12 protein-coding genes are annotated in these 15,940 nt (G+C 69.8%); 5 read left to right on the plus strand and 7 right to left on the minus strand.

Annotation, left to right across the window (positions count from 1 at the left end):
* Window positions 1–85: 85 nt before the first annotated feature.
* The gene (locus ACWGH4_RS08115) at window positions 86–2,146 is read right to left on the minus strand and encodes a SpoIIE family protein phosphatase (protein WP_453457207.1); all 2,061 of its coding nucleotides are present in this window, start codon (window positions 2,144–2,146) and stop codon (window positions 86–88) included.
* A 326-nt stretch (window positions 2,147–2,472) separates the two neighbouring features.
* Between ACWGH4_RS08115 and ACWGH4_RS08120 the strand changes: the two genes are divergently transcribed.
* On the plus strand, window positions 2,473–2,991 hold the full coding sequence (locus tag ACWGH4_RS08120; protein WP_453457210.1) for an SRPBCC family protein: 519 nt from the start codon (window positions 2,473–2,475) through the stop codon (window positions 2,989–2,991).
* Window positions 2,992–3,029: 38 nt separating this feature from the next.
* Entirely contained in the window at window positions 3,030–5,324 is a 2,295-nt protein-coding gene (locus ACWGH4_RS08125; protein WP_453457214.1) for an FdhF/YdeP family oxidoreductase, read from the plus strand.
* A 140-nt stretch (window positions 5,325–5,464) separates the two neighbouring features.
* Here the strand turns inward: ACWGH4_RS08125 and ACWGH4_RS08130 are convergent, their stop codons facing one another.
* The 3 genes from ACWGH4_RS08130 to ACWGH4_RS08140 all read right to left on the minus strand — a co-directional run bounded on the left by ACWGH4_RS08130 (window position 5,465) and on the right by ACWGH4_RS08140 (window position 8,532).
* On the minus strand, window positions 5,465–6,388 hold the full coding sequence (locus tag ACWGH4_RS08130) for an RNA polymerase sigma-70 factor (protein WP_453457217.1): 924 nt from the start codon (window positions 6,386–6,388) through the stop codon (window positions 5,465–5,467).
* A gap of 177 nt (window positions 6,389–6,565) precedes the next feature.
* Window positions 6,566–7,333, minus strand: coding sequence for an SDR family NAD(P)-dependent oxidoreductase (locus ACWGH4_RS08135; RefSeq protein WP_453457220.1), 768 nt, complete (start codon window positions 7,331–7,333; stop codon window positions 6,566–6,568).
* A 128-nt stretch (window positions 7,334–7,461) separates the two neighbouring features.
* On the minus strand, window positions 7,462–8,532 hold the full coding sequence (locus ACWGH4_RS08140) for a GlxA family transcriptional regulator (RefSeq protein ID WP_453457223.1): 1,071 nt from the start codon (window positions 8,530–8,532) through the stop codon (window positions 7,462–7,464).
* 134 nt (window positions 8,533–8,666) lie between these two features.
* Between ACWGH4_RS08140 and ACWGH4_RS08145 the strand changes: the two genes are divergently transcribed.
* Entirely contained in the window at window positions 8,667–9,497 is an 831-nt protein-coding gene (locus ACWGH4_RS08145) for a dienelactone hydrolase family protein (RefSeq protein ID WP_453457226.1), read from the plus strand.
* A 175-nt stretch (window positions 9,498–9,672) separates the two neighbouring features.
* On the opposite strand, the gene ACWGH4_RS08150 is transcribed toward ACWGH4_RS08145, so the two are convergent.
* A complete protein-coding gene (locus tag ACWGH4_RS08150; RefSeq protein WP_453457229.1) occupies window positions 9,673–10,032 on the minus strand; it encodes a hypothetical protein in 360 nt (119 codons plus the stop codon).
* A gap of 639 nt (window positions 10,033–10,671) precedes the next feature.
* Here ACWGH4_RS08150 and ACWGH4_RS08155 point away from each other — a divergent pair.
* Window positions 10,672–11,940, plus strand: a complete 1,269-nt coding sequence (locus ACWGH4_RS08155; RefSeq protein WP_453457232.1) for a transcriptional regulator — start codon at window positions 10,672–10,674, stop codon at window positions 11,938–11,940.
* Between the two features lie 203 nt (window positions 11,941–12,143).
* Here the strand turns inward: ACWGH4_RS08155 and ACWGH4_RS08160 are convergent, their stop codons facing one another.
* Both ACWGH4_RS08160 and ACWGH4_RS08165 read right to left on the minus strand, forming a co-directional pair.
* The gene (locus ACWGH4_RS08160; protein WP_453457235.1) at window positions 12,144–12,953 is read right to left on the minus strand and encodes a universal stress protein; all 810 of its coding nucleotides are present in this window, start codon (window positions 12,951–12,953) and stop codon (window positions 12,144–12,146) included.
* A 203-nt stretch (window positions 12,954–13,156) separates the two neighbouring features.
* Window positions 13,157–13,573, minus strand: coding sequence for a DUF7144 family membrane protein (locus tag ACWGH4_RS08165; protein ID WP_453457238.1), 417 nt, complete (start codon window positions 13,571–13,573; stop codon window positions 13,157–13,159).
* Between the two features lie 896 nt (window positions 13,574–14,469).
* Here ACWGH4_RS08165 and ACWGH4_RS08170 point away from each other — a divergent pair.
* On the plus strand, window positions 14,470–15,894 hold the full coding sequence (locus tag ACWGH4_RS08170) for a non-reducing end alpha-L-arabinofuranosidase family hydrolase (protein ID WP_453457241.1): 1,425 nt from the start codon (window positions 14,470–14,472) through the stop codon (window positions 15,892–15,894).
* Window positions 15,895–15,940 lie beyond the last annotated feature (46 nt).

Consider the following 15,940-nt stretch of genomic DNA (forward strand, 5'->3'; position numbering starts at 1 on the left):
AGCGGGTGGGCCCCCGTCCGTGGGGCGGGCAGCGCTTCCCTGTCCTGATCGAACTGCCGACAGCGCCGCCGTGGCCACGTATCGCTCAGCGACCGGTCTCGATGACGCGCTGGACGGCGAGGAGGGCGACGTCGTCCACGCGCCGCGGGGCCTCTCTGCGGGCGAGGAAGTCCACGAGTTCCGCGAGTTCGGGGTCTTTCCCCCTTCGGTTCCGCCATCGTTGGATGTCGTCGATCATGTTGTGCACGCATACATCGATGTCGGTGTCGCGGCGCTCCACGAGTCCGTCGGTGAACAGCACAAGGGCGTCCTCGGGATCCATGCGCGTCGCGGTGGTCGGGAAGTGCGCATCAGGGTCGACGCCGAGCGGGGGTCCTCCCTCCAGTACGACCTCGCTCCCGCCCGAACGGTGCAGACGCAAGGGGTGGAGGTGCCCCGCCCTCGATCCCAGCAGTGTGCCGTCCTCCGGGTCGAGCACCATGTAGGTGCACGTCGCGAATCGGTCGGTGTCCAAGTCGCTGAGCACGCGGTTGACGTGGGCGAGCAGCGCCCCGGGCGGAAGCCCTGCCTCCGCGCAGGCCCTCAGCGCGACACGCAATTGCCCCATGACGGCGGACGCATGGGCGTCGTGGCCCTGGACGTCACCCACCACGAGAGCCGCCGTCCCGTCCTTGAGCGAGAGGACGTCGTACCAGTCACCGCCGATCTGCATACCCTGCGTGCCGGGAAGGTAACGGGAACACACCTTGAGCGAGGGCAGGGTCGGCAGATGCCGGGGCAGCATCGCTTCCTGGAGGTCGGTGGCACGCTGATGCTCCGTATCGAAGAGGCGTGCGCGGTCGAGGCTCTGGGCGAGCATGGCGGCGACGGCGGTGTAGAACGTCCGCTCGTCGGCATCGAACCGTCGAGGTCCGGCGAAGGAGATGAGGCAGGCGCCCGCGACACGGTCCGCATGGCCGAGCGACAGAACGACCCACGACCGGGGAAGCACCTCGCCGGTGGTGGCCAGGTCGGTCAGTTCAGGGCCTTCGTGACGGCTGATGTCCTCGATGAACAGCGGCTGTTCCTGCACCGCGGCGAAGGTCATGACCGCGTGGGCGGGAACGCGAAGATGCGACAGCGCCGGGGCGATCTCGGTTTCTCCGACGATGGTCAACTGCCCGGCCTCGGCGAGGCCGACGATCAGGTTCTCCGCCCCCAGGGCCGGGCGTGCCACGTTGGTCATGACGTGGGCGACGTCCGGCACGGTGAGTGCCTGCGACAGCGCCCGCGTGAGGGTGAAGAGGAACGAGCCCCGGGAGCTCTCCACCGACACGGGCTCGTGCGGCAAGGGATCGGTCGCGGTGGCCGTCGCAACCACCAGGCCAAGAGCGCGCGTGGGTCGGCCGGAGTCGTCCACGACCACACGTCCGAACTCCGCCACAGGATGCACGCTGCCGTCGGCGTGCAGGACGCGGTAGGTCAGGTGGTAGCGGCCGGCGTCTTCCGTCACTCCGTGTTCCCCCGCGCCGACGGCCTCCTCCGTCACCCGGGCGATCGCCGCCTGGATCACGGGTACGTCGTCCGGATGCAGCAGCGCGAAGAACGTCTCCCCCTTGCCGTCGAACGTCGTGGGATCCACTCCGTAGATGGCGCACGTCCGATCGTCCCAGTACACATGGTCGACCGAGAAGTCCCACGCGAAAGCGCCTGCCCGCGCCGCCCGCGCGGCACCGTCGAGCACGCCCTTCCCGCCACGCCCGAAAAGCACGAGGGCGCAGCAATCCGCCACTCCTTCGAGGGCCTCGGGGTCGTTCGCCCATTCGGGGGCATCGGCGCCGTCGTCGAGGGACACGGCCAAGGCGCCGTACGTCTCTCCATCGGCCGACAGCGGCACCAGGTGGGTCCGGGGGCCGGGGCCGTTCAGGACGGTGGGCCGTCCGGTACGGACCACACGCCGCACAGCGCGGAGTACGCGGCTGTCATCGATCGCGCCGTCCGGAACGGCCTGCAGGCCCGTCCCGACCGACAAGTACAGAGCTGTGCGCCCCGCGGGCAGGCTCCGGCCTCCGTCTCCCGAGGCCGTCAGAGCGTCCAGGAGCGAGTTCGGGTCGTACGCACGCAGCGCCCGCGCGAGCAGGCGCGCGACTCCCGCAGGTCCACCCATGGGCGCGCCACACCCTTCATGTGGGGTAATGAACCGACTCGGTCCAGCATCCCCCAATTCTGTGGATCGTGTGTTGTCGAAGGCGGACCAAGGACGACGGCGGACCTCCGCCCGGGTGCGGCGTTCGACGCTCGCCGGTCCGCCGTGCCCCGCAGGCTCGGCGTAGCGCACCGCCTCGCCGACCGAGGCGCCCAGCAGCTCGCTGCCGTCGTCACCGCCCGTACCGCGCTGAAGCGCTTCCCGGTCCGGACGATCGCCTCCACGTGGCGGCCTGTCGGACACGCGGCGACACTGAGAAAAGTCAGCGCCCGAAGGCAGGTGGGGCCATGAACACCGTTGAAGAGACGATCGAAGTCGCGGTACCGGTGAGTACGGCGTACAACCAGTGGTCGCAGTTCAAGAGCTTCCCGCGGTTCATGTCCGCGGTGCGGAAGGTCGAGCAGGTCCGCCCCAATCTCACCCGCTGGGTGATCAGGTTCGGTCCCCTGCGGCACGAGTTCGACGCCGAGATCGTGGAACAGGTGCCCGACTCCCTGGTGGCGTGGCGGAGCCTGGGCAGACGTTCCGGCCACCGCGGAGAAGTGTCGTTCCGTGCGACGGCATCGGACCGTACCGCGGTCTCGGTACGCATGAGCGTCACACCGCACGGAGTCACGGGCCGCCTTGTCCATGCCTCCGGGTTCACTCGTCGTGTGGTCCGCGCCGAGCTCGGTAACTTCAAGGAGTTCATCGAGGGTGTGGGACAGGAGGGCGGGGCCTGGCGGGGGGTCATCCGAGGCGGCCATGTGGAGCACTGGGAGGCGGAGCCGCCCAGAAGCCGGGTCCCTCACTGGCCGGTCGGCTGAGCCGCCCACTCGAGAGCAAGAGAGCGAGAAACACCCCGATGAAGAAGCCACCGAGCCAAGAGCCGGACGAACACCTCACCGTCACCCCGCCCAAGACGTGGGCGGCGGGGGTGCCGGCAGTGACCCACGCTCTGGAGTACTCCCTCGAGGAGACGTCGGCCCGGCGAACCGGAGTGACGCTGCTGACCATGAACCAGGTGGACGGGATCGACTGCCCCGGCTGCGCCTGGGCCGACCCGTCCCCCGGCCACAGGCACCGCAACGAGTACTGCGAGAACGGCGCCAAGCACATCAACGACGAGGCGACGTCACGGCGCATCACGGCCGACTTCTTCCGCAGGCACCCGGTCTCCGAACTGGGCCGACGGTCCGATCTCTGGCTCAACCAGCAGGGCAGGCTCACCGAGCCGATGGTCAAGCGCCCCGACTCGGACCACTACGAACCGATCAGCTGGCACGACGCCCTGGGGCTGCTGGCCGACGAGTTGAAGGCGCTGGACTCGCCCGACGAGGCGGTCTTCTACACGTCGGGCAGGGTCAGCAACGAGGCGGCGTTCGTCCTGCAGCTCTTCGCCAGGGCCTTCGGCACCAACAACCTGCCCGACTGCAGCAACATGTGCCATGAGTCCAGCGGCTTCGCTCTGCACGAGACCCTGGGCACCGGCAAGGGAACGGTGAGCCTGGAGGACATCCACCACGCCGAGCTGATCTTCCTGGTCGGGCAGAACCCCGGCTCCAACCATCCTCGGCAACTCTCCGCGCTGGAGCAGGCCAAGCTCAACGGCGCCCGAATCATCGCGGTGAACCCCCTGCCGGAGGCAGGACTGCTGCGGTTCAAGAACCCGCAGAAGGTTCGCGGGGTGATCGGGCACGGTGTCCAGATCGCCGACCGGTTCCTTCACATCCGAAGCGGTGGCGACCTCGCGCTCTTCCAGGGGCTGAACCGGCTCTTGATGGAGGCGGAGGACGCCCGGCCGGGAACCGTGCTCGACCAGGACTTCATCCGCTCCAACACCAGCGGCTTCGAAGAGTTCGCCCACCACGCCCGCACCATCGCCTGGGACGACATCCTCACCGCGACCGGACTGACCCGAGAAGAGATCGAGAACGTCCGGGACGAGGTACTGCGCAGCGAACGCGTCATTGTCTGCTGGGCCATGGGCCTGACCCAGCAGAGGCACGCCGTCCCCACCATCAGGGAGATCGTCAACTTCCTGCTGCTGCGGGGGAACCTCGGCAGGACCGGAGCCGGGGCCTGCCCGGTGCGTGGGCACAGCAACGTCCAGGGCGACCGCACGATGGGCATCTGGGAGCGGATGCCCGACGCCTTCCTCGACTCGCTGCAACAGGAGTTCGGCTTCGAGCCGCCTCGCGCCCACGGGCTCGATACGGTGAACTCGATCAAGGCCATGCGGGAAGGCCGTATCAAGGTCTTCCTCGGCGTCGCCGGCAACTTCGTCCGGGCAGCTCCGGACAGTGACGTCACGGAGGACGCGATGCGGCGATGCAGCCTCACCGCGCACATCTCCACCAAGCTCAACCGGTCACACACCGTCTGCGGTCGGACCGCGCTCATCCTGCCGACCCTGGGCCGCACAGAAGTGGACGTCCAGGCAACGGGCGAGCAGTTCGTCACCGTGGAGAACTCGATGAGCGAGGTGCACACCTCCCGCGGGCGCCTGGCACCGGCCTCCAAGATCCTGCTCAGCGAGGTCGCCATCCTGTGCCGGCTCGCCGGCCGGACCCTTGACGGCAGGACCGGAATCCCGTGGGACGAGTTCGAAGCGGACTACGGGACCATCCGTGACCGGATCTCCCGCGTCGTGCCAGGGCTGCAGCACTTCAACCGCCGGGTGGTCCGTCCCGGCGGCATCCGGCTGCCCAACCCGGTCAATGAGGGGATCTACCCCACTCCCGTCGGCAAGGCCCTGTTCACCCGCAACGCATGGGAGATGCCGCAATGCCCCGAGGGGCACCTGCTGCTGCAGACGCTGCGCTCCCACGACCAGTGGAACACCATCCCCTACACGGACGACGACCGTTACCGGGGCATCCACGGAAGCCGTCACGTGGTCCTGGTGAGCCCTCAGGACGTGTCCCGGCTCGGCTTGTCACAGGGACAGCGTGTCGACCTGGTCAGTGTGTGGGACGGCGGCACGGAGCGCCGCGCGAAAGACTTCGAGGTTGTCCCCTACCCGACGGCACCTGGCTGCGCCGCCGCGTACTACCCCGAGACCAACGTCCTGTTGCCGCTGGACAGCGTGGCCGGGACCAGCAACCAGCCGACCGCCAAGAGCATCGTGGTCCGCCTGGAGCCCACGACCTCGGAGTGAGCTCCAGGCGCCCGGACGACATTTCGCTTGGTGCCGACCGTTAGGGGGGACGAGGTGAGCCCGGGCAACTCCGTTGCGCCGACCCGCCGGTGTCGGCCCAGGCCCCTGCATCCCGTCTCGGAGCGCGGTCGGCACTTCGGTCAATCTCGGGGCCCGTGTGCCTGGTTCGCCTCGCGGAGAGCCAACCAGGCATCCGCTACGGGACCGACGTGCCCGAGTTTATCGGGGTTGTTCACTGTGTGGATCGTCTGGATCTGCCCGTCGAGTACCTCGAGCGCCCAGGTGCTGAGGACCCGGCCGTCCCGGTCGCGGAAGATCGCGCCCGGCCGGCCGTTCACCTGCTGCGGTTCCACGACGCCACCGCCCCTGAGAACCAGCGGCACGAACGCCGCGAGCACCCGGACCACGTGCCCGGCGCCGAGGACGACCGGCTTGAAACGCGGGGCCTTGCCACCACTGTCACCGATCATCTGGACGTCGGCGGTCAGCAGCTCGGCCAGCCCGTCGACATCCCCTTCCCGGAAGGCGTCGAAGAACCGTTCGGCGAGTTTGTCGCGGGCCTTCCGGTCGGCCTCGAACCGGGCCCGGCCCGCGTTCATGTGACGGCGCGCCCGCACCGCGAGCTGGTGGCACGCCGCCTCCGATCGCCCCACGGCCGACGCGATCTCCGGGAAGCCGAAGGCGAACACCTCCCGCAACACGAAGACCGCACGCTCGAGCGGGGTGAGTCTCTCCAGCAGGAGCAGGGCCGCCACCGACAGCGAGTCCGCCAGCTCCGCCGACCGCGCCGGATCCTCGTACGGGTCGGTCAGCAGCGGTTCGGGGAGCCACGGGCCGGCATACTCCTCCCGTCGGACGCGGGCCGAACGCAGCACGTCGATCGAGATCCGGGTGACCACGGTCGACAGGAACGCCTTGGCCGATCCGGGCCGGGTGGAGGTGGCCTGGTAGCGCAGCCAGACCTCCTGGACCGCGTCCTCGGCCTCGCTCACACTGCCCAGGATCCTGTAGGCGATCGAGAACAGCAGCGGCCGCTGCTCCTGGAACTCTTCGGTCTTCGTCATGCCGGCTCCCCGCTTGAAACCCTGCCGCTCCGACGGGTGGCGGCGGCTCCGGCCGGAGAACCACGCCCCTCCACCCTCAAATACCACTGCCGGTCGTGTGGCCGGCAGCAGGGCCGGGCACCTCCGGACCGGCGACGGCGCCCGGCCGGTAGAGCGCACGGCTGTCAAGGGCCACCATCACCAGGGCACCGGGCCCTCCTCACTGAAGAATCCGGCGGTCGGGCCGTCCGCGCCGAGCGTGGCCAGGCGCACCACTACCGCGGCACCCTGGGCGACCGTGAGGAATCCGGTGTGGTTGTTGCTGTCCGTGTCGACGAAGCCGGGGGCCACTGCGTTGACGAGGATGCCGTCCTTCCGCAGCTCATTGGCGTACTGCACCGTCAGCGCGGTCAGTGCGCTCTTCGACGGTGAATACGCGGCCGACGGCAGTAGTGCCGCGAAGGGGCCGTCCGGGTCGCTCATGAGACTCAACGACGCGGCGTGACTGCTGACGTTGACGATGCGTGGCGCAGGTGACCGCCGCAACAACGGCAGCATGGCGTTGGTCACCGCAATCACTCCGAAGACGTTGGTCTCGAACACCGCCCGGACCATGTCCAGGTCGACGGAGCTGGGGACTTGATCATGGGCGTCTTCGGGCGAGGCCTGCCCGGAGCCGGTGATGCCGGCATTGTTGATCAGGACGTCGAGGTGGCCGAAGCGCTCCTCGACCTGCTTCGCGGCCTCGTGGACGGTGGCCTGGTCGGTGACATCCAAGGGGAGCGCGTGCGCGTCGCCACCGGCCGCGCGCACGGCCGCAGCGGCTTCCTCGCCGCGCCCCAGGTCTCTGGCGCCGATCAGCACCGTCATGCCCAGCGCAGCGAGCTGCTCGGCTACCCCACGACCGATTCCCTTGTTCGCCCCGGTGACCAGCACGACCTTCTGATGTGTGGTCCGCTCGCGCATGACCGGCTCCTCCGTTGTCGAAGTGGATTCTTCTCCCACCTGTCTTCGCAACCTGAGACGAGACAGCCCGGCCGTCACTGACATGCAGACGGAACCAGCTGTTCCCGGTCGAGGCGATCCGGCCTGAGTCAGGCATCCCCGACGGAGTCGAGCTGGACGCCGCCGTCCGGGGCGGACGCCCGGGCCGTGCGGCGGAAGGCGGCCCGGTAGACGCTCGGGCGGTGGCCGGTGTGGCGGGCGAAGAGGCCGGCGAACGTACCGGGGTCCTCGTATCCGACTGCCGCGGCGACGGCGGAGACGGGGCGGTCGGTGGTCTCCAGAAGATGGCGGGCGCGGCGGACCCGGGAGGCCTGGAGATGGGCCAGCGGGCTGCGTCCGGTCTCTTCGGCGAAGCGGCGCAGCAGCGTGCGGGTGCTGACCCCGAAGGCGTCCGCGAGCGCGGCGAGGTCGTACCGCTCGGTGAGCTTCTGGTCGAGCCGCCGCATGACCTGCTGGGAGAACTCCCGGCCGGGCTGCGGGAGGAGCCGCGGGTCTACGTACGGGGTCTGGGAGGTCCGCGCGTCGTCGACGAGCGCCAACCGTGCGGTGGTGCGGGCCACCCGGGCGCCGTTGTGCCGGCGGATCAGGTCCAGCGCGAAGTCGTACATCGCGCTGAAGGCGGCCGTGGTCGTCACCCCCGTGTCGGTGACGACCAGGCACTCGGGCCGCACGTCGGCGTCCGGGCAGCGCCTGGCCAGTTCACCGGCGTGCAGCCAGGAAGTGGTGGCCCGGCGCCGGTCGAGGAGCCCGGCCTCGGCGAGCAGGAACGCGCCGACGCAGAGGGAGACGACGGCGGTGCCGGCGGCGGCCTGCGCGCGGATCGCCGCTATCTCGGGGGCGAGCCGGGCGAGCCGCGCGTCGAGGTCGCTGTCCGGGCGCAGTTCGAAGCCGGGGACCACGAGGACGTCGACCTCTCGCAAGGGACGCACGTCCAGGTTCGCGCCGCCCGAGGCGGTGACCCGACGGCGGGGCGAGACGACCGAGACCCGGTAGCCGGGCGCGTCCGGTCCGGCGACATGCCCGGCCATCGTCAACAGGTCGGGGACGCCGAACACTTCGGACGCGAAGCAGTCCGGATACGCCAGGACCCCGACCCTAAGCGCACCCGGCCCGGCGTCCCGATCCGCACCTTCCTGTGCCTGCCGCGTCGCCTCCACCATCGCTCCCCCACCCCCTGGTGTCCCGGCACCGGCCGGCCGCGTACCGCTCGCCTCCTTGCGTTTGGCGAGATTACCCCTGGCCTTGGCGATCTCGCCCCTCACCCGGCGGCAGGCCCGGGGACCAGGCTGGCCCCATGAGTGACGACGACCCGATCACAGACTTCACCCGCCGGAGCGTGGCCGTGGAGGGGGTGAAGAAGACGGTGTACGTAGCCGGGGCCGGGCCCGCGGTCGTGGTGCTGCCCGAGATGCCGGGCATCAGTCCCGACGTTCTGCGGCTCGCGCGCTGGGTACGGGACGCGGGCTTCACCGTCCACGTGCCCTCCCTGTTCGGGACGGACGGCGCATTCCCCACGGTCGAGGGCGGCCGGGAAGTCGTCCGCCGCGCCTGTGTCAGCGCCGAGTTCCGCGCCTTCGCCGGGGGCGGCACCAGCCCGGTGACGGCCTGGCTGCGCGGCCTGGCGCGCCAGGCCCACACCGCGTGCGGTGGACCCGGGGTGGGCGCGATCGGCCTGTGCTTCACCGGCAATTTCGCCCTCACCATGGCCCTGGAGCCCGCGGTCATCGCCCCGGTGGTCAACCACCCGTCATTGCCGCTCGACGACCCCGGCGGACTCGAACTCGACGCGGCGGACGCCCGCGCGGTGCGCGACCGGCTCGACCGCGACGGACTCACCGTCCTCGCCTACCGCTTCGAGGGCGACCGCTGGTGCACGGGACAGCGCTTCGCCGCCTACCGATCGCTGCTCGGCGACGCCTTCGACGGGCGTGTCCTGCCCGACAGCGCCGCCAACCCGGCCCCGCCGCCCTTCTTCGCCGATCTGGTCGGTACCCCGCACAGCGTCGTCACCGCGCATCTCGTCGACGAGGCCGGCCACCCCACGGTCCGGGCCCGCGACGAGATCCTCGCCTTCCTCACCGACCGCCTGCACCCGCACGGGAACCGACCGCTGCCGGCCACCTGACCGGCCCGGTCGGACACCGTTACCTCACCGCCAACCCCTCGCCGGCGGGGTGTGGTTCCGGTCGGCGCTCGCCTCGCCGGGCCCGGAACCACACGTCAAAGGGCGGGCGGTACACCACCCGACTCGGCCGCTCCCGGTTCAGGCGTGGCACCGCCCGGTATGCGTCACCCCGGATTCACTGGGCACGCTGACGGCGGGTGATCAGGAAGGCTCCGGTGCCGACGGCCAGTGCCGCCATGGCACCGCCCGCGGCGGTCACCGCCGTGCTGGAGACCTGGCTGCCGCCGAGACCGCCACGTGCCGCGGCACCGGCCAGCACGGTGAACGAGGCGTTCGCGGTCCGGTTTCCGCACCGCACCGTCAGAGTGTGGGCGCCGGGCGTGGCGGTGTTGGTCACCCGTGCGGTGGCCGTCGTGGTGGCCCCGGCGGGCAACTGCACGGTGGGGAATGCCGCGGAGGTGACGGTCCCGCCACCGGTGCAGCCCGAGGCGGTGACCCTCAACGTCGCGCCCTGATGGACCTGCGACGGGCTCACGCTCACATTCGAGGGCCCCGCGCCCGTGGACGTGCCATCAGCCCACGCTGCGGACGAGGACCACACCAGTACAACGGCGGCTCCGGCCAGGACGATCCGGGCCTGTGACAATCTGCGCATGACACTCCTCCCGTGGAAGAACCCCCACCGGCATGGCTCCGGTGGTGTTCGTGCCTCCCGTACACCACCCTCGGCACAAACCCGGACAACGGCACGCCCACCCACCCCCCATCAGGCTTGACAAAGGAGTGAAAGCGCAGGTCACCGGCACAATGACTCCTGTCGGGCACGGGTGATCGTATTGATGCAAACAGCCCACACCGGCTGTCCTGCGGGGGATGTGAGGAAGCGTGACGGCGGGCCGGGCTCCTCGTTGAGACTTGTGGACGCGTGAAGTGCACCCCTGGGCCGGAGACTTCGTCCCAGGCCGGCGCGGGCGGGCCGCGGCAGGTCGGCGAAGCAGGGTGGGCGTCGGGCGCACCTCGGAGGCGGTAAGCCCGATGGCGGGCTCAACGGCCGTTCCACCGTGGAGTCCACGGGCCCGGGACGACGTAGCGCGAGCAGGCCGCCCGGCAGCGTGGCGGGCCGTTCGCAGGGGTAGGGCACACGCGTCGGCGGCCGCTGAGGTGGGGGAAGCACATGGATCTGGAGCAGTGGCTGGGCCTGGCGGGCCTGGTGTCCGCCGGTGCCGGCGTCTACTACGCACGAGGCGCGCTCGCTCCCGAAAACGCCGGGGAGTCACGGCGGTCCTTCGTCAACGGACGGAAGGACATGAGCGCACGCTTCGGGGAACTGTCCGAGACAGCCGCCGACATCCATCTACGCGCACGCCCCACACTGGAACGGATCGGGACCTCCACCCTGCTGTGGGAACCGGCGATGCGCCCGCCGCGGCCGGTCCCGCTGCGGCAGGTGACGCTCGCCTGGCAGGAGAATCCGCCGCCGGCCGACCCGGCCCTGCTCCGGGCGGCACAGCGGTACCTGCCGAAGGAGACCAGGTCGCGGCGGTACGAGCGGTACTCCTCGGCCCTGGGCGATCTCGCCCGGCCCGCCCTCTTCGAGGACCGCCCGTCCTTCCGGCTGCTGCGGGCCGACTGGGCGCACGCGGACGGGCCCCGCCTGGACTTCGGCTCCGGCCAGTACTTCGACCTCATCGATCAGAACGAGGCCGTGGCCCATGAACTCGCCGAGGCCTCGCGGCGGGAGCCGGTGCGCCTGCCGTTCTGGGGACGGTTGCCCATGCGCGGCCTCCTCGCTGCCGACCCCCTGCTGCTCGGGCGGCGGAAGGTACTCCCGTCCGTCGGGACCCTGACCCTGCGGCGCACCCCCGACGGGCAGGCGTCCTTCTTCCTGCTCAAGAGAGGCAAGGGCAAGGTCGCCACCGGGGAGGAGACGTACGGGCCGCTCCCCGGCGGCATGATCCAGCCCGCCTCCCTGTCACCCCTCGCGCACCGGCGGGACCTGTCCCTGTGGCGCGTCATCATGCGCGAGTACAACGAGGAACTGCTCGGCGCTCCGGAGGCGACCGGCGACACCGGCACCGAGGTCGACTACGGCCGGCCCCCGTACAGCCAGCTCGACGCGGCGCTGGACGACGGTTCGCTGCGGGTGTGGTGCTTCGGCATGGCACTGGAGCCACTGCACCTCGCCGTGTGCGTGCTGACCGTGGCGGTCTTCGAGGCCCGTACCTTCGACACGGTCTTCGCGGAGGCCGTGGAAGAGAACGACGAAGGCAGTGTGATCAGCGGGCGCCGGGCCGACGGCGCCGTGGTGGGGCTGCCGTTCACCGCGGCCACCGTCGCCGACCTCCCGGCGGACCGCATGTCGGCGCCTGCGGCGGGGCTCCTGCGGCTGGCCCTGCAACACCGGGAAATGCTGCTCGCGCCACCGGGCGGCGCTCCGCGGTGAGCACGGCGCCCCGCCGGAACCCGGTGGACGCGGTCTCGCGCCCCCGGCGTGCCGCCCGGAACGGCCCGGCGGCCTCGTGGCCGACCTGATGGGCGGCTGCGGGATGCGCAACGGCGAGGCCGCGGCGGTCGAACGGCAACAACATCGATCGCCGGCTTCAGTAACCGCTATACGCAGCGGGCCTTGCTCGCCGCGCGGTCTGGTCAGGCCTTGCCGCGAACGACGGTCACGGGGCAGTGCGCGTGGTGCAGCAGTGCCTGGCTCACCGAACCCAGGAGCAGTCCGGCAAAACCGCCGCGCCCCCTGGCGCCGACGACCATGAGCTGAGCAGTCTTGCTCGTCTCGATCAGTACCTCGCGGGTTTCACCGCTCAGCACTTCGTGCCTGACCGTGACGTCCGGGTACCTCTCCGTGCGGCCTGCGAGTACTTGGGCCAGCAGACGCTCCGCGCTCTCGGTGCCCGTGCCGGGCGGCACGTAGTCCGGCCGCCACGCGTGCACGGCAAGGATTTCAGCTTTGCGGAGCGCCGCCTCGGCGAAGGTGAACTCGACCGCCTTCTCGCCGGCGGCGGAGCCGTCGACAGCCAGCACGATCGGCCCGGCGCCAGCCGGTTCCTCGCGTGCCACCATCACTGGACACTGGCTGTGGGCGGCCAGGGAGGCCGCCGTTGACCCCAGCAGCATGCCGATGAAGCCCCCCAAGCCCCTGGGGCCGACGACCACCAGGTCCGCGGCTCGCGACTCGGCCTCCAGCACCGCCACCGCGTCACCGGTCTCCACGGCTTCGGTGACCTCCACGTCGGGCGCCACGCTCCGGGCACGCTGCGCCGCCTCGTTCACCAGGCGATCGAGCGGCGACGGGTCCAGCGGCGTGTACATGGGCCGGACCGGCCAACTCAAAGCGTGCACCACACGCAGCTCCGCACGACGCCGCTGGGCCTCCCGGGCGGCCTCTTCGACCGCGGCAAGACTCGACGACGAGCCATCCACTCCTGCGACGACAAGGTTGCCCACCGTTCCTCCAATGATCGCTTCAGCTACCAAGCTTCACGCCGGCGATGCGTTGTTGCCATTCGGAGAAACGACCGGCGTCGCTGGCGATGCTCAGCTCAGCCCCAGCTGCGGCTGATCCAGCAGCAACTGCAGTCCAGCGACCTGCCGGGGGACCGGATCGCCGGTCGGGTCAGCTTCGGAAGGGCTCTCTCATAGAGCACGGTCTACGGCTCGCTGAACCTGCTCAATGCCCAAATGGCCAGGAGGTCGAGCGTCATCACGCTGATCGACCACAGCGGGTAGTACGGAATGAACATGAACTGGGAAATCAGGCTCGCGGCGCCCAGCGCCACACCGGCCCCTCTGCCCCAACTCCTGCCGGCCAGTACCCCCAGGCCCGCAGCGATCAGCCCGAGGCCGACAACTACATGAATCCAGCCCCAAGCCGTCAGATCGAACCGGTAGACGTACTGAGCCGTGCGGAAGATGGCGTCATTCGCGATGCCGGCGGCGCCCAGGGCAATGCTCAGTGACCCGCTCAACTCCAGAGCCAAGCCGGCAAACAGGTACGGGCCCGTCTCCCACTCGCTGTTGCGGGGCCCTGCCGGGCTCTGCCCCGCCCCGCCGGGCGTCTTCGTCATGGCCGCCACCTTCCTGAAACGGCGCGGACGCCGCTGCACACCGGTGTGTGAGCCGGCCGCGTTCCCCAACAGCCACAGCCTCGCTTCGCTGCCTTCGCACCGCGACCGCATCAGGTCGTCCGGGTGGTGACCACAGCCAGGATCGGTTCTCGAGCTGTGTCGCGTGCATTGGGATCGCCTCCAGCTCTGTGCGACAAGTGGTCAGTCGCAGGCCCTATCCACCAACCTCGCACCCGTCGAGCGTCCTGGCGTGCCGCGCACGCCGTCGAGACGGTCGTCCTCGCGGCGGTGAGGCCCGTTGTCGAAGCGGCCCACGCTCCAGGCGGGCGAGAGAAGGGCCGAAATTTCTGGCACCATTCGGAAACTCGGCAAGCCACGGACGCCGGAGACACCCCCGAGCGGGCGTCGACACCGTCCGCGACTGGCTCACTTCGGCGTAAGTGGAGCCGTTTCGGGGCGAGGGCCTACGAAATATTTCGGCGTTGGTGGCGATACATGCGAGAGGGGTTGACGTCGTTCACCGGTTCCCTATCATTCAGTTGCTCGACACTTCGACCCTCGTTCGATATCACGAACACGTCGGGGTCGCTCCATCTCCCAGCAGGGCACCTCCGGACCGCATCCCCGCACTTAGGAGTACGCGCGCGCATGTCATGACCTCATCAAAGCGGAGAGAGAAGCATGAACCCGCTCCAGCGCGTCGGACGTCGCCGATTCCCTCGAGGACCGCGACGGGCTCACCCGAACGCCGTCCAAGCCTCACCCCGGGTGCCCGGGAGTCACAAGCGGTCTGCCGTGGGGCTCACAAGACCGCTGCACACCGCACTCCACCGACAGTCCGGACAACCTCTGACGAGGCCAACCGGAACAGCCCACTAAAGGTTGGGGAAGTCCCCATGCACAGAGGAAGTTTCAGCCGCAGGCATCCGTCTGCGGTGCTCGCCGCCGCGGTTGCGGCCCTGGCCGCGTTGGCGGCGATGCTCGTCGCCACCCCGGCTCAGGCGGCCACCAGCGGCGCCTTACGCGGAGTTGGCTCGAACCGGTGTCTCGATGTGCCGGGCGCCAGCCAGACCAACGGCACGTACCTTCAGATCCACGACTGCTGGAGCGGGACCAACCAGCAGTGGACGTTGACGGACAGCAACCAGCTGACCGTGTACGGCAACAAGTGCCTGGATGTTCCCGGCCACGCCACCGCGGCCGGTACCCGTGTACAGATCTGGACCTGCTCCGGCGGTGCGAACCAGCAGTGGCGGGTGAACTCCGACGGCACAGTCGTCGGCGTGGAGTCCGGGCTGTGCCTGGAGGTTGCGGGCGCCGGTACGGCCAACGGCACGGCGGTACAGATCGGGACGTGCAACGGCGGCAGCAACCAGAAGTGGGCCGGCCTGACCGGGACTCCCCCGACGGACGGCACGTGTTCTCTTCCGTCGACGTACCGGTGGACGTCGACGGGTGTGCTGGCGCAGCCGGCCAACGGGTGGGCCGCGGTGAAGGACTTCACCACCGTGACCCACAACGGCAAGCACCTGGTCTACGCGTCGAACGTGTCGGGATCGTCGTACGGCTCGATGATGTTCAGTCCCTTCACGAACTGGTCGGACATGGCGTCGGCCGGCCAGAGCGGGATGAGCCAGGCCGCGGTGGCGCCCACGCTGTTCTACTTCGCGCCCAAGAACATCTGGGTCCTGGCGTATCAGTGGGGTGCGTGGCCCTTCATCTACCGCACGTCGAGCGACCCCACCAACCCCAACGGCTGGTCCTCTCCGCAGCCGCTGTTCACCGGGAGCATCTCCGGCTCCGACACCGGCCCGATCGACCAGACCCTGATCGCCGACGGCCAGAACATGTACCTGTTCTTCGCCGGTGACAACGGCAAGATCTACCGGGCGAGCATGCCGATCGGGAACTTCCCGGGCAACTTCGGCTCGTCGTACACGACGATCATGAGCGACACGAAGGCCAACCTGTTCGAGGGCGTGCAGGTCTACAAGGTTCAGGGCCAGAGCCAGTACCTCATGATCGTCGAGGCGATGGGCGCGAACGGGCGCTACTTCCGCTCCTTCACGGCCTCCAGCCTGAGCGGCTCGTGGACCCCGCAGGCCGCCGGCGAGAGCAACCCCTTTGCGGGCAAGGCCAACAGCGGTGCCACCTGGACCAACGACATCAGCCACGGTGACCTGGTCCGCAACAACCCCGACCAGACCATGACCATCGACCCCTGCAACCTGCAGTTCCTGTACCAGGGCAAGTCCCCCACCGCGGGCGGCGACTACAACCAACTGCCGTGGCGGCCGGGTGTCCTCACCCTGCGGCGCTGAACTTTGCTGAGGTGGGCGGTCGTCCGGGGGCCGGCCTGGTAGGGGC

The organism is Streptomyces sp. NPDC054847 (assembly GCF_053610925.1).

Bases quoted from the DNA above. Each gene is read 5' to 3' on its own strand.
- ACWGH4_RS08125 (WP_453457214.1), top strand. From the start codon at position 3,030: ATGAAGAAGCCACCGAGCCAAGAGCCGGACGAACACCTCACCGTCACC.
- ACWGH4_RS08155 (WP_453457232.1), top strand. From the start codon at position 10,672: ATGGATCTGGAGCAGTGGCTGGGCCTGGCGGGCCTGGTGTCCGCCGGT.
- ACWGH4_RS08145 (WP_453457226.1), top strand. From the start codon at position 8,667: ATGAGTGACGACGACCCGATCACAGACTTCACCCGCCGGAGCGTGGCC.
- ACWGH4_RS08115 (WP_453457207.1), bottom strand. From the start codon at position 2,146: ATGGGTGGACCTGCGGGAGTCGCGCGCCTGCTCGCGCGGGCGCTGCGT.
- ACWGH4_RS08170 (WP_453457241.1), top strand. From the start codon at position 14,470: ATGCACAGAGGAAGTTTCAGCCGCAGGCATCCGTCTGCGGTGCTCGCC.
- ACWGH4_RS08165 (WP_453457238.1), bottom strand. From the start codon at position 13,573: ATGACGAAGACGCCCGGCGGGGCGGGGCAGAGCCCGGCAGGGCCCCGC.
- ACWGH4_RS08120 (WP_453457210.1), top strand. From the start codon at position 2,473: ATGAACACCGTTGAAGAGACGATCGAAGTCGCGGTACCGGTGAGTACG.
- ACWGH4_RS08135 (WP_453457220.1), bottom strand. From the start codon at position 7,333: ATGCGCGAGCGGACCACACATCAGAAGGTCGTGCTGGTCACCGGGGCG.
- ACWGH4_RS08140 (WP_453457223.1), bottom strand. From the start codon at position 8,532: ATGGTGGAGGCGACGCGGCAGGCACAGGAAGGTGCGGATCGGGACGCC.
- ACWGH4_RS08130 (WP_453457217.1), bottom strand. From the start codon at position 6,388: ATGACGAAGACCGAAGAGTTCCAGGAGCAGCGGCCGCTGCTGTTCTCG.